The 18,043-nt window shown below is 66.5% G+C and carries 14 protein-coding genes; 3 read left to right on the top strand and 11 right to left on the bottom strand.

The features are described 5' to 3' along the window. Nucleotides 1-101 precede the first annotated feature (101 nt). Complete coding sequence (locus QWJ37_RS06145; RefSeq protein ID WP_227929494.1) at nucleotides 102-1,097, bottom strand: glycosyltransferase family 4 protein; 996 nt, start codon at nucleotides 1,095-1,097, stop codon at nucleotides 102-104. Beyond that, the gene (locus tag QWJ37_RS06140) at nucleotides 1,097-2,977 is read right to left on the bottom strand and encodes a nucleoside-diphosphate sugar epimerase/dehydratase (protein WP_290244727.1); all 1,881 of its coding nucleotides are present in this window, start codon (nucleotides 2,975-2,977) and stop codon (nucleotides 1,097-1,099) included. The genes QWJ37_RS06145 and QWJ37_RS06140 overlap by 1 nt, the downstream gene beginning before the upstream one ends. 158 nt (nucleotides 2,978-3,135) lie before the next feature. Between QWJ37_RS06140 and QWJ37_RS06135 the strand changes: the two genes are divergently transcribed. From QWJ37_RS06135 to QWJ37_RS06125, 3 genes are read left to right on the top strand one after another with little or no spacing between them, the layout of a single operon-like run. After that, entirely contained in the window at nucleotides 3,136-4,035 is a 900-nt protein-coding gene (locus tag QWJ37_RS06135) for a glycosyltransferase (RefSeq protein ID WP_290244725.1), read from the top strand. Nucleotides 4,036-4,037: 2 nt separating this feature from the next. Further along, on the top strand, nucleotides 4,038-5,027 hold the full coding sequence (locus tag QWJ37_RS06130; protein ID WP_290244723.1) for a glycosyltransferase: 990 nt from the start codon (nucleotides 4,038-4,040) through the stop codon (nucleotides 5,025-5,027). After that, on the top strand, nucleotides 4,937-6,010 hold the full coding sequence (locus tag QWJ37_RS06125) for an NAD-dependent epimerase/dehydratase family protein (RefSeq protein WP_290244721.1): 1,074 nt from the start codon (nucleotides 4,937-4,939) through the stop codon (nucleotides 6,008-6,010). The genes QWJ37_RS06130 and QWJ37_RS06125 overlap by 91 nt, the downstream gene beginning before the upstream one ends. A gap of 24 nt (nucleotides 6,011-6,034) precedes the next feature. On the opposite strand, the gene QWJ37_RS06120 is transcribed toward QWJ37_RS06125, so the two are convergent. From QWJ37_RS06120 to argS, 9 genes are all read right to left on the bottom strand, one after another. Beyond that, nucleotides 6,035-6,751: an L-threonylcarbamoyladenylate synthase gene (locus QWJ37_RS06120; protein ID WP_290244719.1), complete on the bottom strand. Its 717-nt coding sequence runs from the start codon at nucleotides 6,749-6,751 to the stop codon at nucleotides 6,035-6,037. Next, on the bottom strand, nucleotides 6,748-7,680 hold the full coding sequence (gene prmC, locus QWJ37_RS06115; RefSeq protein WP_227903362.1) for a peptide chain release factor N(5)-glutamine methyltransferase: 933 nt from the start codon (nucleotides 7,678-7,680) through the stop codon (nucleotides 6,748-6,750). Before prmC ends, QWJ37_RS06120 begins: the two co-directional genes overlap by 4 nt. After that, nucleotides 7,667-8,746, bottom strand: a complete 1,080-nt coding sequence (gene prfA, locus QWJ37_RS06110; RefSeq protein WP_227903363.1) for a peptide chain release factor 1 — start codon at nucleotides 8,744-8,746, stop codon at nucleotides 7,667-7,669. Before prfA ends, prmC begins: the two co-directional genes overlap by 14 nt. Before the next feature lie 161 nt (nucleotides 8,747-8,907). Further along, entirely contained in the window at nucleotides 8,908-11,109 is a 2,202-nt protein-coding gene (gene rho / locus QWJ37_RS06105) for a transcription termination factor Rho (RefSeq protein ID WP_290244716.1), read from the bottom strand. A gap of 389 nt (nucleotides 11,110-11,498) precedes the next feature. Continuing rightward, a complete protein-coding gene (gene thrB, locus QWJ37_RS06100; protein ID WP_290244714.1) occupies nucleotides 11,499-12,470 on the bottom strand; it encodes a homoserine kinase in 972 nt (323 codons plus the stop codon). Nucleotides 12,471-12,477: 7 nt separating this feature from the next. Continuing rightward, on the bottom strand, nucleotides 12,478-13,605 hold the full coding sequence (gene thrC, locus QWJ37_RS06095) for a threonine synthase (RefSeq protein WP_227903366.1): 1,128 nt from the start codon (nucleotides 13,603-13,605) through the stop codon (nucleotides 12,478-12,480). Between the two features lie 3 nt (nucleotides 13,606-13,608). After that, entirely contained in the window at nucleotides 13,609-14,904 is a 1,296-nt protein-coding gene (locus QWJ37_RS06090) for a homoserine dehydrogenase (protein WP_290244839.1), read from the bottom strand. Nucleotides 14,905-14,928: 24 nt separating this feature from the next. Further along, the gene (gene lysA, locus QWJ37_RS06085) at nucleotides 14,929-16,353 is read right to left on the bottom strand and encodes a diaminopimelate decarboxylase (RefSeq protein ID WP_290244712.1); all 1,425 of its coding nucleotides are present in this window, start codon (nucleotides 16,351-16,353) and stop codon (nucleotides 14,929-14,931) included. Between the two features lie 3 nt (nucleotides 16,354-16,356). After that, the gene (gene argS, locus QWJ37_RS06080; RefSeq protein WP_290244710.1) at nucleotides 16,357-18,006 is read right to left on the bottom strand and encodes an arginine--tRNA ligase; all 1,650 of its coding nucleotides are present in this window, start codon (nucleotides 18,004-18,006) and stop codon (nucleotides 16,357-16,359) included. Between the last annotated feature and the right edge of the window lie 37 nt (nucleotides 18,007-18,043).

Here is an 18,043-nt window from a genome sequence, read left to right as displayed (position 1 = left end):
GCTACCGCGACCCTTGAATTCTACAGTACATAGAAGAAGCCGTTGACAGCGTGACGGCCGGGCGTGTGCCCTCCGGAAGGCGGTGTCGCGTCCGGGTACAGCTAGGCCACGTACCGGCGGGCAAAGAGGCGCGGGGAGCTCAGGTAGAACACCACCACGGCTACGGCGAAGAGCACCCCTGCGGACGTAGCCCCGGCGCCGGCACCGGCCGTCAGCAGGCCGGTTCCGCCAACGGCGAGGGTGCAGGCCGTGACGAACAGGGACACCTGGATGTGGCTAAGCCCGCAGTCGGTGAGGCGCTGGTAGACGTGCTGGCGGTGCGCGGTATACCAGCGCTCCCCCCGGCGCACACGCCGAAGAAGGGTGGAGAAGGTATCCACCAGGTAAATGAGGATCGGGAACAGCAGGTACTCGATGTACACGCCGGCCAGGAACGCGGCAACAGCGGTTCCGGCGATCGCGGCTCCCAGGAGGTAGCTGCCGACGTCACCCAGGAACACCTGTCCCCGGCCGAGGTTCCACGGCAGGAACGCGGCAAAGGCGGCAGCTGTTACGGCGCCGGCCACGGTAAGCCACATATGGTCTGAGAGCACGCCGCTCACGGAGTACAGCGCTCCGACGGCCACACCGTGCAGCCCCGAAATGCCGTTGATGCCGTCCATGAAGTTGGCCACGTTGATGTAGCCGGCAATGGCAAGTGCCCCGACGGGAACCCACCACCAGCTCTGTTCCATGGTCCAGGCCAGGGCTGCTGTTCCCGCCAGTCCGATCAGGACCTGGCTTCCGGCACGGGCGCGGACTGAAACTCCCCGCCAGTCTTCGATCCAGCCCAGCAGGGATGCCAGGCCGATGATTGCAATGAGGATGGCAACGATGGAACGGTCCACGGCCACCACGCCCGTGAGCAGGGACAGCACCAGTCCCGCCAGCAGCCCGGCGGCCACGGTAACCCCCACCCCGCGGATCACCACGGTGGAGTGGGAGGAACGTTCATTGGGCACGTCAAGCACGCCCAGCCGGCGCAGCAGCGGAATAAAAAGGAACGGCAGCAGCAGGCTCGCGAAGAACGCGACGGCTACGCACAGCACCAAAAGCATCAGCCTGTCCGCCGTTCATGGTAGGAACCGTCGGCGTCGGCGTCCGCACCGGTGTCGGGCATACGGACCACACCGCCGGGCGGGGTGTCGAGGCCGCAGCGCTGCAGCCAGTCGGAAAGGTCCAGCTCCTCCGGGTCAAGCACGGCCACGGAAGCGTGGGAGATCTTGGGATGGAAGGGCCGGGAATCCTCCTCACCGGTGCCCACCAGGATTTCGTGCATCTTTTCGCCCTGCCGCAGACCGGTGAAGACTATCTCCACGTCCTTACCGGACATGGCAATCATCCGGCGGGCGACGTCGAGGATTTTCACGGGCTCGCCCATGTCCAGGATCATGACCTCGCCGCCGCGGCCGATGGCTCCGGCCTGGATCACCAGCTGGCAGGCCTCGGGGATGGTCATAAAGAAGCGCGTCACCTCGGGGTCGGTCACCGTCACCGGGCCGCCCTGGCGGATCTGCTCGCTGAACAGCGGCAGCATGGAGCCGCGGCTGCCAATCACGTTGCCGAAGCGGACGGAGACGTACCGCTCCCCCGTGGCCCGGGCCATCCACGCAGTGAGTTTCTCGGCCACGCGCTTGGAGTGGCCCAGGACGGTGGTGGGGTTTGCCGCCTTGTCCGTGGAAATGTTCACGAAGTGGCGTACGTCCGCCTTGCGGGCCGCTGCCAGGACGTTGGCGGTGCCCAGCACGTTGGTCTTCCAGGCTTCGTGCGGGTACTGCTCGAGCAGGGACACATGCTTGAGCGCGGCAGCGTGGAAAACGACGTCGGGACGGCGTTCGCGGAAGATCTTCTCCAGCGCGTCGGGGTCGCGGATGTCCGCAAGGACCGTGTCCCGGCCGTCCAGCAGGCCGCGGCCGGTGATGGAGAGCTGGGTGAGCTGCAGGCCGGTTTCATCCCGGTCCACCATGATCAGCTCACCGGGGTTGAAGGCCGTGATCTGCCGGCACAGCTCGGAACCGATCGAGCCGCCGGCACCGGTTACCAGCACCTTTTTGCCCGAAAGGTAGCCGGCCACCTCGTCCACGTGAATATCCACGGGACGCCGTCCGATCAGGTCCTCCACGGCGACGTCGCGGAAGTCTGTCAACCCGGCGCCGTCGCCCTTGGCCAGCATGTCCTTGAGCGGGGGAAGCACCAGCACCCGCAGGTCCAGGCCTTCGGCGCGGTCGGAGATTTCGCGCACCTGCTTGGCCTCGATGTCCGCCATCGCCACGATCAATACCGTGGCACGGGTCCGGTGCACCAGCTCGGGGAGGTCAACCAGCTTGCCCAGAACGGGAACGGTGGCCAGCCGCAGGTGCTTCTTGGCCGGATCATCATCAACCAGGCCAACGGGGTAATACGGGGATTCGGGATCCTTCATCATCCGCGTGACCAGGGAGTTGCCGAGGAAGCCTGCACCGTAGACGAGCGCACGCTGTGCTTCCTCGCCCGGCCGGGCACGGCTTTCCACATACATCCGCTTCACGTACCGGATGGCGGCCATAAACAGGCAGGCGAACGGGAACGCGATCATGCCGGTGCTGCGCGGAATATCGATGACCAGGCCGAACAGGGCGCTGGCGAGGACCAGGATGGCGGAGACAATCAGCGTAACGACGGCCAGCAGGCGCATCTCATGGAAGCTGCCGAAACTGTAGCGTCCGCGGTACAGCGCAAACGAGTAGCCGACAATGAGCTGGGTCAGCACCGCGACGCCGCAGAAGACCGCAAGGCCGCCGGGGCTGATCTGCTCCACGGTCAGTTCATAGCGCAGCACCAGGGCAAGCACGATGGACACGATCCATGCCAGCGAGTCCAGCATGTACTGCGACCAGAGCCACAGAACCGGCTTTTCCCCCCGGGGAAGGCTCTTGTTGTCCGTAGGTTTTTGCCTCATGGTCCTCAACGGGTGGATACCCGGCTCTCTTCTCGGTGGTGCATAGAACTGGTGGAAGAATCCGGTGTAATAGACTGGAATCTATTCAGCATACTAACTGCACACCCTCTCCTGTTTCGGCTTTGGCCGATGCTCCAGGGTGCTTCGAAAGGAACATCTTGCCGGACTCAGTGGCGGTAGCGGCGGTCACCTTCGACCGCCCCGACGACGTCAAGACGCTCTTGGAAGCCCTGGCCGCGCAGACCGGAAACATCACATCCGTGGCCCTGGTGGACTCCGGAAAGAGCCCGGTTAAGGATATCGCCGAAGACTCCTCCGCCCCGGTCAACTACATCCGGTCCAAGACCAACCTTGGCGGTGCCGGCGGATTCTCCCTGGCCATTCTCTCAGCAATGGCTTCAGGGGCCGAATGGATCTGGATCATGGACGACGACGCCCATCCTGAAGATCCCGAATGTGTCGCCACTCTTCTGGCAGCGGCAAAGGAACGAGGATTGGACGTTGTCCTGCCGCTGGTGGTCGCACCCGGCGCACCCGACACCCTTTCCTTCCACTTCCGCATCGACGGCAAGCTCACCCACGACCGCGCGCTGGTGGCCGAACGGGGTTTCCTGCCCAACGTGGGTCATTTCTTCAACGGCGCACTGATCCGTGCCGATGTGTTCTACCGGGTGGGCCTCCCGGACCTGCGGCTGTTCATCCGCGGCGACGAAACAGATTTTATGATCCGGCTGCGGCGCGCCGGCGTGGAGTTCGGCACGGTCACCACGGTCGCGCTGACCCATCCTGCCGCCTGGGCCGAGGTCCAGCCTGTGCTGGGTGACCGGATGCACGTGCTGGTTCCGGAAAACGCGTTCAAACAATTTTATTTCTACCGCAACCGGGGCCACCTGACCCGCCGGTACCGGCGGGTCCGGTCACTGGTTGCCGACACCGTGGGCTACCCGGTCCACTTTGCCCGGACGAGGGATCCCAAGGGATTTGTCAGCTGGCTGCGCGCCTACGCAGCGGGCCTGGGCGGCCGCCGCTTCGGACCTCCGTCGGACTTCGGGTTCTAGCCATGTCCGCCGTGCAGGACCTGCCGGCCGAAGAGGCCGCACTGACCATCGTCATCGCCACGTTCAACCGTTCCGGTTTCCTGGCCGGCCTGCTGCAGAGCATCCGTGCGCTCGACCCGGCCCCGGCCGCGGTGCTGGTGGTGGACAATGCCAGCACCGATGACACCCCCGAGGTGGTGGCGGCAGCCAGGGCGGATTTCCCCGTTCCGCTGCAGTCCATCCGGCTGGAGACCAATACCGGCGGCGCCGGCGGATTTGCGGCCGGCACCGAGGCCGCACTGGCCGCCGGGGCGCAGTGGCTGTGGCTTATGGATGACGACGTCGAGGTCCTCCCCGGTGCCGTGGCCTCACTGCGCAAGTGGACCGGCCGTTACGAATGCATCCACGGCCGCCGGTACGACGACGCCGGGGCGCCGTTCTTCTGGCAGCACCGCTTTGTGCCGTTCCTCGGCGTGCACCTGCCGGTGCGCGGCAACGTCTTCCGCGACTCCCCTGTCTTCGAAACGAATGTGGGCTGCTTTGAAGGCATGCTCATCAGTGCCGCGCAGGTCCGCCGGATCGGTCTGCCGGACGCACGGTATTTCATCAACGGCGATGACCTGATGTACGGCTGGCTGGCATCCCTGGACCGGCCCGTGGCGTACGTCAACGAGTTTGTACTGCGCAAGGTCCGCCCGCAGAAACAGATCGACCTCGGCATCCGCCACCTGAACGATTCCAGCAATCTGGGCCGTTTTACCTCCATGCGCAACCGCGGACACACCGCCCGCTATCTGCAGGCGCACGGCCGGTTCAGTCCGGTGGGCTTCGGGATAGGTACGTTCCTGACCGCGGCCAAGGAACTGCTGCGCCTGATGGCAGTTGAGCACACGCTGCACGGCGTGGAACGGCTTTGGGCCGGGTGGCGCGGTTCGCGGCGGATCCTGCGGGATCCGGCCTGGACTCCCATGCCGCCGCTGGAAGAACCATCACCACGAAAGCAGCAGGTCTGAGCACTCCCTCCACACCGCAGTCCCCCGGTTCCGCCTCCGTACCGTCCTCCGCACCCGTCTGGGTAGTGGTGGGGGCCTCAGGGTTTATCGGTTCCTCCGTGCATGCCGCACTCACCGCACGGGGTGCCCGCGTCAGGTCGGTTGCCGCACCCCGGTTACGGACGGACGCCACCGATGCGCGGGCTCTGGCAGCCGTTGCGGCCGGCCTGGTTTCGGAGCGGAAGGCACTAACCGAAGCCTTCGCGAATGCTGACGTAGTGATCAACGCCGCCGGACTCGCTACTCCCGGTGCCGGGGATTCACCCGAACTGCGTGGCGCAAACGCCCTGCTGCCCCTGCTGATCGCCGACGCCGCCGACGCCGCCGGAGTCCGCCGCTTTGTCCATCTGAGCAGTGCTGCCGTCCAGGGGCATCGCCCGTTCCTGGACGAGAGCAGCCACGTTGAACCCTTCTCCGCCTATTCGCGGGCCAAGGCGCTGGGCGAACAGGCACTGGCCGTCAGGCAGTCCGGGCCATGCAGCGTTGTTACCGTCCGGGCAACCTCGGTACAGGGCCCCGGCCGGCCAACGACGGCGAAGCTGGCCAGGCTGGCAGCTTCACCGCTCGCGTCTGTGGCCGCGCCCGGCACCGCACCGAGCCCGGTCAGTTCCGTGCATGCGCTGGTGGATTTTGTGCTGACCGTCGCCGGGCATATGGGCCCGGTGCCGCCGGTGGTCCTGCAGCCCTGGGAGCAGGCCTCAGTCTCCTCCGTGCTCGAGTCCGCGGGCGGACGGCGCCCGGTCCGGCTCCCCGCCTGGTTCTGCCGCGGCGTGCTTCGTACCGGGTACGCTGTCTCATCACTCGCCGGGGAACGTTTCCACGGCCCGCTGCGCCGGGTGGAAATGATGTGGTTTGGGCAGCGCCAGGAACCGGGCTGGGCTGAAGCCACCGGCAACGTGCCGGAACCGCGCGTGCAGCACGTTCTCGAGTCCTCCCGCAGCTAGCGGGAGGACTGTTTCCGAACGGTTTTATTCCTTGGTCAGGGAGGGCGCAGCCGCCTCCGGTGCCGGATCCTGCCCCGGTTCTTCGTCCAGGTCCAGGATGCCGGGCACCACGGCCCGCAGCGCTTCCAGGCTCACTGCCCCGCGGCGGACCACGCGCATCGGCTCGCTGGTGGCGTCCACGATGGTGGACGGGATCCCGTCTTCCTTGGCCGCCGGGCGGTGGCCGGCCTCCAGGTAAACCTCAACCGACTCGGCCAGCTGGCCCTGTGCCTCGGCCGCGGTCTGTGCCGCCGGGGATCCGGTGCGGTTGGCGGAGGAGACCGCCAGCGGGCCGGTAACCCCGAGCAGGTCCAGCGCTATCCTGTCATCGGGCATCCGCAGCGCCACGGTTCCCAGGGTGTCCCCCAAGTCCCAGCTCAGCGAGGGCTGGGCATGGAAGATCAGCGTCAGGCCACCGGGCCAGAAGGCTTCGGCAAGGCGCCGGGCATCCTCGGGGATGTCCGTGGCGAGTCCGTCCATGGTCTGCAGCCGCGGGATCAGGACGGGCGGGGGCATGCTCCGCCCACGGCCCTTGGCGGCAAGCAGGGTGGCTACGGCCTGCGGGGAGAACGCGTCGGCGCCGATTCCGTAGACGGTGTCAGTGGGCAGGACTATGCATGCCTTTGCGGCAATGGCCTGCTGCGCGGCAGCAAGTCCTTCGCTAAGTTCTTCGGGGTTGGTGCAGTCATAACTGGTGCTCACGGCAACATTCTTTCACGTGTGGATGCCATCGGTTCTTCTCTCACGGGTTCGTCCGTGACGGTCCGCCGGATGCCTGATGTGGCGCGGGGCCGGTCATTGAGGTCCAGGTGGGTACGGACGTCCGTCCATGCCGGGTCCGCGGCCAGCAGCCGGGCGACGGCCGGTGCCTGCACTTCGGCATGTTCCATGACGAAGTATCCGCCCGGGACCAGCAGCCGTGCTGCCGTGCGTGCTGCAGCTGCGGGCAGTTCCATCCCGTCCGCGCCGCCGCCGTAGAGGGCCATCGCCGGGTCATGCTCGGCGGCCTCGGGTTCGTTGGGTACGGCTTCTGCCGGAATGTAGGGCGGGTTGGAAACCACCACGTCGAAACTGGCGTTGTGCTCCCCCAGTGCGGTGCGTAGGTCCCCCTGTACCAGGTGGACGCCCAGCGGTGCCAGGTTCCGCTCCGCCCAGGCATAGGCGAGCGGGCTGAGCTCCACGGCATGCACCTCGGCGTCCGGAACTTCGGACGCCACGGCCGCTGCGATGGCCCCGGAACCGGTGCCGAGGTCCACGACCTTCGGTGATGGGGTCCGCCGGGCAGCATCAATGGCCAGCTGGGCCACGGTTTCGGTTTCCGGACGGGGCACAAACACACCGGGCCCCACGGCGAGTTCCAGATAGCGGAAATGGGCCTTGCCGGTGATGTGCTGCAGCGGAACCCGCGCAGCGCGTTCCGCCACCAGATCGGAAAACCCCTCCGGAGGCGGGGCATCGGTAAAGGCCAGTGCCCGTACCCTGCCCACGGTTTCACCCAGCAGGTGTGCGGCAAGCAGTTCGGCATCCACCCGGGGCGAGGGCACACCGGCCTCTGCCAGCCGTGCCGCCGCGCTCCGAAGTGCTGCGTCCAGGGTTTCCCCGGCGGTTCCGGCCGGGTTAGCTTTCGTCACCGATGGCGTCCAGCCGGGCCTGCTCATCCATTTCAATGGCAGCCTGGACCACGGCTTCCAGTTCACCGTTCAGCACGGTATCCAGGTTGTAGGCCTTGTAGCCGGTGCGGTGGTCCACAATCCGGTTTTCCGGGTAGTTGTACGTACGGATCCGCTCGGAACGGTCCATGGTGCGGATCTGCGACTTCCGAATGTCGGAATTCGCGGCGTCGATCTTCTCCTGCTCGTGCGCCAGGATGCGGGAGCGGAGCACGCGCATGGCGGCTTCACGGTTCTGCAGCTGGGATTTTTCGTTCTGCATGGCCACCACAATGCCGGTGGGCAGGTGGGTGATGCGCACGGCGGAGTCGGTAGTGTTCACCGACTGGCCGCCCGGGCCGGAGGAGCGGTAGACGTCGATCTTGAGATCGTTCTGGTTGATCTCGACTTCTTCGGGCTCGTCGACTTCGGGCAGCACCAGCACACCGGCAGCGGACGTGTGGATCCGGCCCTGGGATTCAGTGACGGGGACGCGCTGGACGCGGTGCACGCCGCCTTCGTACTTCAGGCGGGCGTAAACGCCCTCGGCCGGGTCATTGGAGGAACCCTTGATGGCCATGGAAACGTCCTTGTAGCCGCCCAGGTCGGACTCGGTGGCGGAGATAATCTCGGTGCGCCAGCCGCGGTGCTCCGCGTAGCGGGTGTACATGCGCAGCAGGTCCCCGGCGAACAGGGCGGCTTCGTCGCCGCCTTCGCCGCCCTTGACCTCGATGATGACGTCGCGGCCGTCGTTCGGGTCGCGCGGGATGAGCAGGCGGCGCAGTTTCTCCTGGGCGTCGGCCAGCTGTTCCTTCAGGACAGGCACTTCGGCGGCGAATTCCGGATCCTCATCTGCCATTTCGGCTGCGGCGGCGAGGTCATCCTCGAGTCCGTGCCACTGGTTGTAGGCATCCACGATCCGGCTGAGCTCGGCGTAGCGGCGGCCCAGCCGGCGGGCCAGACCCTGGTCCGCGTGTACTGCCGGATCGGAGAGACGCAGCTGAAGCTCAGCGTGCTCATCCAACAGACCCTGAATGGACTCAAACATGTTTTAGGTTCCTCTTTCGACTGTGTATCCCACAGGCAGTTTATCGGCCCCGGCGGGGTGCGGGCGCGCGGAGGCTCCGCCGTCCTGCGTTAACGGACAAACCGCCCAGGCTCCGGCCCCGGGTTAACCGGGGGCCGGAGCATGAGCGGCTTGTAAGGCAGCTAGTCGTCCTTGCTGCCCAGGGTGGTCTTCTGGACCTGCATCAGGAACTCCACGTTGGACTGGGTTTCCTTGATCTTGCCGGTCAGCAGTTCCAGCGCCTGCTGGGTATCCAGGCCGGAGAGAACGCGGCGCAGCTTCCACATGATCTTGACTTCATCCGGAGACAGCAGGTTCTCTTCGCGGCGGGTGCCCGAAGCGTTGACATCCACGGCCGGGAAGATGCGCTTGTCCGCCAGGTTGCGGGAGAGGCGCAGTTCCATGTTGCCGGTGCCCTTGAACTCTTCGAAGATGACTTCATCCATCTTGGAGCCGGTCTCGACAAGCGCGGTGGCCAGGATGGTCAGCGAGCCGCCGTTTTCGATGTTGCGGGCAGCACCGAAGAAACGCTTCGGCGGGTACAGCGCCGAGGAGTCAACGCCGCCGGAGAGGATACGTCCCGACGCCGGAGCGGCCAGGTTGTATGCACGGCCCAGACGGGTCATGGAGTCCAGCAGCACCACCACGTCATTGCCCATTTCCACCAGGCGCTTGGCACGCTCGATGGCGAGCTCGGCCACGGTGGTGTGGTCATCGGCGGGACGGTCGAAGGTGGAGGCAATGACCTCGCCCTTGACCGTGCGCTGCATGTCCGTGACTTCTTCGGGACGCTCATCAACCAGGACCATCATCAGATGGACTTCCGGGTTGTTAATGGTGATCGCGTTGGCAATGGACTGCAGGATGAGCGTCTTGCCTGCCTTCGGCGGCGAGACGATCAGGCCGCGCTGGCCCTTGCCGATCGGGGCCACGAGGTCAATGACACGAGGACCGATCACCTTGGCGGAGGTTTCCAGGCGCAGGCGCTCGGAGGGGTACAGCGGAACCAGCTTGGAGAAGTCCACGCGGTCCTTGTTGTCCTCGGCGGGCTTGCCGTTGACGGAGGTCAGGCGAACCAGTGCATTGAACTTCTGGCGCTGGTTGCCGCCCTGGTTTTCGCCCTCGCGCGGTGCACGGATGGCGCCAACCACGGCGTCGCCCTTGCGCAGGTTGTACTTCTTGACCTGGGCGAGGGAAACGTAAACGTCGTTCGGGCCCGGCAGGTAACCGGAGGTACGTACAAACGCGTAGTTCTCCAGCACGTCCAGGATTCCGGCTACGGGCAGCAGGACGTCGTCATCAGTGACCTCGACGTCGTCAACCTCGGGGTTCTGGTTACGGTTGCGGCGGCGCTCGTTGCGGTCCCGGAAACGGTCGTTGCGATCGTTGCGGTCATTGCGATCGTTGCGGTTCCGGTTGCGGCGGTTACGCCCGCGGCCGTTCTCTTCGTTGTCATCGCGGTTGTTGTCGCGGTCGCGGTTGTTCTCGCGGTTGTTGCCGCCGTCGCGGTTGTTATCGCGGTCGCGGTTGTTCTCGCGGTTGTTGCCACCGTCGCGGTTGTTATCGCCGTCGCGGTTGTTGCCGCGGTCGCGGTTGCGGCGCTCACGGCGTTCGCTGCGCTCGTCGTCGTTGGAGCGGTTCTCCGAACCGTTGCCCTGGGACGCGCCATTGGAGGACGCTGCCTCATTGCTGCCGTTGGAGGAAGCGTTAGAGGAAGCGTTGCCGTTCGAGGAAGCGTTGCCGCGGTTCTCGCCGGCGTCCTGTGCTTCTGCGCCGGAGGTGCTGGTCTCGCTGCTGTCGCTGCGGCGGCTGCGGCTGCGGCGGTTGCCGCGCTCACGCTGGTTCTCGTCGCGGGCGTTGTCCTCGCGGGCCGGGCGCTCAGGGGCGGTCTCGGCCTGCGGAGCCTGCTGTGCAGCTTCCGGAGCGGGGGTTTCGGCCGCAGCTGAGGTGACAACACCGTCACTGGCCGCGCGGCGGTTGCGGTTCCGGGTCCGCGTGGGACGCTCGGTGGCGGTGCCCTGTGCCGGGGCATCCGCGGACTTCGCCGGAGCTGCCTGGGCTGACTCGGACCCGGCAGCGGCGCCCTTGCCTGCGGCGTCTTCGCCGGAACGGGATCCCCGCACCGGGCGGTCGGCTACTGCGCCGCCGCGCTGGTGGTTGGAGATGGCCGTGACCAGGTCTCCCTTGCGCATCCGGGAGCCGCCGGTGATGCCGAGCTGACCGGCAAGCGCCTGGAGCTGCGCAAGCTTGAGACCGGCAAGACCGGCACTCTTTGAAGTGTTCTCGCCGGTGGAACCGGCGGATGCTGAATCCACGCCTGCAGTCAGGCTGGTGGTATCTGTCACGAAGGATCCTTCCCCCTCGTCGGGCGGTCCGGCGCATTGCCGGCCGCGGTGATTGACCCCGGACCGATGATCAGACATAGGACCGGGTCCGCCACAATCCGGCCGGGGCCGGAAAAGGGGCGATTCTGCTGGGTGCCTTGTTTAGAAGAATCCACACGGAGTTTCGTCAGCTTTGCTGCCGAACACGCGGCATTCAATGGGACTCGCCGCTTCTTGGCGGTACCGGATGAAGGCTACACCGAAGACCGTACTTCCGCGGGTAAGGCGATTGCGTCAACTAAATCACCGGAACGGGTGCAGTTACACCAGGGGCGGCGAAGTGTCTTCAACGAAAGCCCGGGCGGCCCGAAACGGACGGCCATGCCTGCGGGAGCACAAGAACGGTAAAATTACCGCTGGTGCACTTCCACTCTAGCACCATCTCGCTCCACGCCAAGCCGGAGAACCCGCCAGTTTTCACCGGCTGCCTGCAGCTGGCGGGCCATCAGCTCCTCTGCCGCTGCGGCGGCGGATGCTCCGTTGGCAAGGCACAGGACGGTGGGGCCCGCTCCGGAAACCGCTGCGGCAAATCCGGCCGAGCGCAGTGCCTGGATCAGCGCAGCACTGGCGGGCATGGCAGGGGCGCGGAAGTCCTGGTGCAGGAAATCCTGTGTCCCCTCCGGCAGGAGTGCCGGATCCATGGTCAGTGCATGGACCAGAAGCGCGGCACGGCCCGAGTTCGCGGCGGCGGTACGGTGCGGAACGGTGGCAGGGAGGAGCCCTCGCGCCCGTTCCGTGGACAGCTCGGTGGCAGGTATTGCCACCACCGGCACCACGTCGGGATGGACCGCGGCGCGGGCCGAGCGGAAGACGCCGTCGGTCTCCCATGAAATCGCGAGGTCACCTGCCAGTGCCGGTGCCACATTGTCAGGGTGGCCCTCCAGCGCCGAGCAGGCGTGCAAAACCTGTGCGGCGTCCAGCCGGTCCGCGTCCGGCAGGAGCGCATTGGCGGCAAGGACGCCGGAGACGATCGCCGCGGCGGAAGATCCAAGCCCGCGGCCGTGCGGGATGACGTTCTCCGCACTCAGGTGCAGTCCGCGGACCGTGTAGCCGGCGTCCGCCAGGGTGGAGAGGATGGTGCGCACCACCAGGTGCGAGGAATCCAGCGGGACCTGGTCCGCGCCCTCCCCCGCCACCTGCACCGTGATTCCCGGTTCATCGGTGGTCCGTACCCGGACTGTGTCATACAGCGAGAGCGCAAGGCCCAGGGAATCAAACCCCGGGCCGAGGTTGGCACTGGTGGCCGGGACCGTTACGGCCACCTCCCGGCCGGGGGCCAGGACTGTTGCGCCGGGAAGCTGTCCGGGCAGATCCACCTGCATGGCGGTCCTACTTGGTACCGGCGGCAGGTGCGGCTGCTTCCAGCCCCAGTGCCGCAGCAACGCTGACGACGTCGAAGTCCACCTTGGTGGGCTCCACCTCCGAACCGTCGGCGGTGCGCAGGGCCCACTGCGGATCCTTCAGGCCGTGCCCGGTGACCGTTATGACAATGGTCTTGCCGGCAGGCACCTCGCCCGCGGCGTGCTTCTTCAACAGTCCGGCAACGCCTGCGGCGGAGGCCGGTTCCACGAAAACGCCCTCGCGGGAGGAGAGCCAGCGGTGCGCCTCCAGGATCTCGGTGTCCGTGACGGCTTCGATAAGTCCGCCGGATTCATCGCGAGCTGCGATGGCGGCATCCCAGGATGCCGGGTTGCCGATCCGGATGGCGGTGGCAATGGTGTCCGGGTCCGTCACCGGATGGCCCTTCACCAGCGGCGAGGCGCCTTCTGCCTGGAAGCCCCACATGTGCGGGGTTTTGGTGGCTACCGGCGCAATTTCCTCACCGGCCACGTTGGTGTAGGGCGCGGCGTACTCCGTGTAGCCCTTCCAGTACGCGGTGATGTTGCCCGCGTTGCCGACGGGCAGCAGGTGGTAGTCCGGGGCGTCCCCGAGATAGTCCACCACTTCGAAGGATGCGGTCTTCTGTCCCTCGATGCGGGCCGGGTTCACGGAGTTCACCAGGAACACCGGGTACGCCTCGGCAAGCTTTCGGGCCACCTCAAGGCAGTTGTCGAAGTTGCCGCGGACCTGCAGCAGCTGGGCGCCGTGCGCGATGGCCTGGCTGAGCTTTCCCATGGAGATCTTGCCGTCCGGAACCAGGACAGCACAGGTGATGCCCGCCTGCGTGGCGTAGGCGGCAGCGGAGGCACTGGTGTTGCCGGTAGACGCGCAGACCACGGCCTTGGCACCGGATTCCACGGCAGCGGTCATGGCCATGGTCATGCCGCGGTCCTTGAAGGACCCGGTGGGGTTCATGCCCTCGACCTTGAGGTAGACCGTGGAACCGGTCAGCTCGGAGAGTGCCTTGGCATGGACCAGCGGGGTACCGCCCTCCCCCAGGGTGATGACTTCGGTGCTGTCGGTGACCGGCAGCCGTTCGGCGTATTCGCGGATAACGCCGCGCCATTGGTGAGCCACGGCTCAGACTCCTTCTACCCGCAGTACGGATTTGACGTTCGTGATGACATCGAGGTTTTTGATGGCCTCGACGGTGGCCGCCAGTGCGGCCTCGGATGCACGGTGCGTGACGAAGCGCAGCTCGGCGCTGGCTCCTTCACCGTGGATGGTCTGGCGCATGGTCTCGATGGAGACGCCGTGCTCGGAGAAGACACGGGCGACGGCGGCCAGCACACCCGGCTGGTCTGCCACCTCCAGGCCAATCGAGTAGCTCGTGGTGACCTTCTCCAAAGGCAGGGCCGGCAGGTGCCCGGAGGCCTGCCCGGCCGCCACGGGACCGCCAAGGACCAGCCGCCGGGCCGCGGTGACGACGTCGCCCATCACGGCCGAGGCGGTGGGTGCACCGCCGGCGCCCTGCCCGTAGAACATCAGTTCGCCGGCATTCTCCGCCTCGACGAACACGGCGTTGAAGGCTCCGTGTACCGCCGCCAGCGGATGCCGGCGCGGCAGCAGGGTGGGGTGCACCCGCACGCTGACGCCTTCGCCGTTGTCCCCGTCGGAGAATTTCTCCGCGATGGCGAGCAGCTTAATGACGAAGCCGGCGTCCTTCGCGGCGCTCATGTCTTCGGCGGTCACCGAGCTGATGCCCTCGCAGGACACGGCGGAAAGGTCAAAGTCCGTATGGAAGGCCAGGGACGCGAGAATGGCGCCCTTGGCGGCGGCATCATGCCCCTCGACGTCGGCAGTGGGATCCGCTTCCGCGTAGCCCAGCCGCTGGGCCTCGGCCAGGGCGTCGCCAAACTGGGCACCGGTGGTGTCCATGGCGTCCAGGATGTAATTGGTGGTGCCGTTGACAATGCCCATGACCTTGGTGATCCGGTCGCCGGAGAGGCTGTCGCGGATGGGCCGCAGGATCGGAATGGCGCCGGCCACGGCTGCCTCGTAGGAAAGCTGGACGCCGGCGGCGTCGGCCTTCTCATACAGGGCCGCGCCGTCGGCGGCCAGCAGTGCCTTGTTGCCGGTGACCACGGCGGCGCCGTGGCCCAGGGCATGCAGGATCAGGGTGCGCGCCGGCTCCATGCCGCCCATCAGCTCAATGACAATGTCCGCGTCCTTGACCAGCGCCTCGGCATCCGTGGTGAACAGCTCCGCGGGCAGGTCAACATCGCGGGGAGCATCAACGTTGCGCACGGCGATGCCGGTCAGCTCCAGGCGTGCGCCGAGGCGGGCGGTGAGGTCCGCGGCGTCGTCAATGAGGATCCGGGCAACCTGCGATCCCACGTTTCCGCATCCCAGCAGGGCTACTCTCAGGGTCTTCAATGTGCGTGCCAACTCCTCTAACGGTTAGGAAACGTCGCGTGCCAACAGGTCGTCTTCGGTCTCGCCGCGCACAATCAGCCGCGCGGTTCCGTTCCGCACTGCGACAACGGGCGGACGGGGTACATAGTTGTAGTTGCTCGAAAGCACCCAGCAGTAGGCTCCGGTACCCGGAACGGCCAGCAGGTCCGACGCGGCTACGTCACCGGGCAGGTAGACGTCCCGCACTACTATGTCCCCGCTTTCGCAGTGTTTGCCAACCACCCGCGAAATAACCGCGTCATGTTCGGAGACGCGGGAGGCCAGCACCGCGGAATAGTCCGCGCCGTACAGTATCGGACGGGCGTTATCGCTCATGCCGCCGTCCACGCTGACGTAGCGCCGCGGGGAGGTGCCGCCGTCGGGCGTGTCCACCCGCACCGTTTTGATGGTTCCGGTGCGGTAGAGCGTGAAGGTGCTCGGCCCCACAATGGCCCGGCCGGGCTCAATGGAAATCCTCGGCACTGAAAGGTCCAGGTCAGCGCAGGTGCTGCCAACGACGGCGGCCATCGCATTGGCGATCTCGGCCGGCGGGCGCGGGGTATCGGCTTCGGTGTAGGCGATGCCGTAACCGCCGCCCAGGTCCAGCTCGGCCAGTTCGACGCCGTAGGCAGCCTTGACCTCGGCCAGGAAACCCAGCAGCCTGCGTGCGGCCTCCTCGAAACCGGCCGCGTCGAAGATCTGCGAACCGATGTGGCAGTGCACGCCCACCAGGTTCACGCCGTCGTGCTTCAGCGCCGTTTCCACCGCCGTCAGAGCCGGGGAACGTCCGTCCAGCTCCGGATCGGCGACCATGGACAGGCCGAACTTCTGGTCCTCGTGCGCGGTGGCAATGAATTCGTGGGTGGAGGCGTGCACGCCCGGGGTCAGGCGCAGCATCACGTTGGCGCGTTCGCCGCGGGACGCCGCAAGCTGCCCGAGCAGTTCCAGCTCACCCAGGCTATCCACCACAATCCGGCCCAGCTCCATGTCCAGGGCACGGGTCAGTTCGGCCACCGACTTGTTGTTGCCGTGCAGGCCCAGCCGGCTGCCGGGCAACCCGGCGCGGCGGGCCACAGCCAGCTCCCCGCCGGAGCAGGTGTCCAGGCGCAGCCCCTCGGAATCGACCCAGCGGGCCACCTCGGTGCAGAGGAAGGACTTGCCCGCGTAGTAGACGTCCACTCCCCCGCACAGCGGTGCGAACGCGGCGTCAAAGGAGTCCTTGAAGTCACGGGCCCGGGCGCGGAAATCATCTTCGGACATCACGAAGACCGGAGTGCCGAAGTCCTCCGCAATCCGGGAGACGGGAATGCCGGAGATTTCCAGCTCCCCGGCCTCCCCCCGCCGTACGTCGCGCGCCCACATCTGCGGGCGCAGGGCATTGGGGTCCTCCGGGTGGCTCAGCCAGGCGGGGGCCAGGGGTGAAGCAGTCATTACTTACATCCGTTCGGGTGCGGAAACTCCCAGCAGGTCCAGGCCGTTGGCCAGGACCTGGCGTGCGGCGAGGTTCAGCCACAGCCGGGTGCGGTTGGTGTCGGTGATTTCCTCGTCGCCCTGGGGTGCGATCCGGCAGGCGTCATACCAGCGGTGGTAGGTGCCGGCGATGACCTCAAGGTGGCGGGCCACGCGGTGCGGTTCACGGAAGGCGCTGGCCTGGGCGACGACGCCGGGGTACTGGCCCAGCGCGGCAAGCAGTGCGCTTTCGGTGGGGTGGGTCAGCAGCGAGGCGTCGAAAGCGGAGTCATCCACGCCGGCGGCCTCGGCGTTGCGGGCCAGGGCATGCGTGCGGGCATGGGCGTACTGGACGTAGAACACAGGGTTCTCGTTGCTGCGCTTGGTCAGCAGGTCCAGGTCCACATCGATGTTGGAATCTGCGGAGAAGCGGGCCAGTGTGTAGCGGGCTGCGTCCACGCCCACGGCGTCCACCAGGTCTTCGAGGGTGACCACGGTGCCTGCACGCTTGGACATACGGACCGGCTTGCCGTCCTTGACCAGGTTGACCATCTGGCCGATCAGGACCTCCACGCATTCGGGGTCATGGCCCAGTGCGGCGGCGGCGGCCTTCAGGCGGGCCACGTAGCCGTGGTGGTCTGCGCCGAGCATGTAGACGTTCAGGTCGAAGCCGCGCTCGCGCTTGTTCTGGATGTAGGCAATGTCGCCGGCAATGTAGGCGGCGTTGCCGTCCGACTTGATGACCACACGGTCCTTGTCGTCACCGAACTCGGAGGAGTTCAGCCACCAGGCGCCGTCCTTTTCGTACAGGTTTTCCGAGCCCTTGAGCTGTTCCAGGAGCTTCTCCACCTGGCCGCCTTCGTGCAGGGAGTCCTCGTGGAAGAAGACGTCAAAGTCCACGCCGAAGTTGTGCAGGGATTCCTTGATGTCGCCGAACATAAAGTCCACACCGACGGCACGGAAGCGTTCCTGTGCTTCGTCGTCGGGCAGGTCCACGATGCCCGGCTCGGCGGCCAGCACGCGGTTGGCGATGTCCACGATGTATTCGCCGGCGTAGCCGTCTTCCGGTGCGGGTTCGCCCTTGGCCGAAGCGAGGAGGGAGCGGGCGAAGCGGTCGATCTGCGCGCCGTGGTCATTGAAGTAGTACTCGCGGGTGACATCGGCACCCTGGGATTCGAAGACCCGGGCCAGGGCATCGCCGACGGCGGCCCAGCGGGTGCCGCCGAGGTGGATCGGGCCGGTGGGGTTGGCGGAAACGAACTCCAGGTTGATCCGGGTGCCCTTGAGGATTTCGGAGGTGCCGTACGCGGGACCGGCGTCGACAATCGTCTTGACCAGTTCACCCGCGGCACCCGCGTCGAGGGTGATGTTCAGGAAGCCGGGGCCGGCGATGTCCACCTTGGCCACGCCGTCGATCTGCTCGAGGCGGCCCTTCAGGATCCCGGCGAACTGGCGGGGATTCATGCCGGCCTGCTTGGAGAGCTGCAGGGCGATGTTGGTGGCCCAGTCACCGTGGTCCCGGTTCTTGGGGCGCTCCACGCGCACCTCCCCCGGCAGTTCAATGCTGAAGTCACCGGCATCGATGGCGTCTTGGAGGCAGGCAGTTACGGCGGAGGAAAGTTCTTCAGGAGTCACCGGTTAAGCATAGCCGGGTACGGCCGTGCCCCCGTTG

Origin of the sequence: Arthrobacter sp. YD2, assembly GCF_030410475.1 — a bacterium.
GTDB lineage: Bacteria > Actinomycetota > Actinomycetes > Actinomycetales > Micrococcaceae > Arthrobacter_B > Arthrobacter_B zhangbolii.
This window is presented reverse-complemented; position numbering and strand designations above follow the sequence as displayed.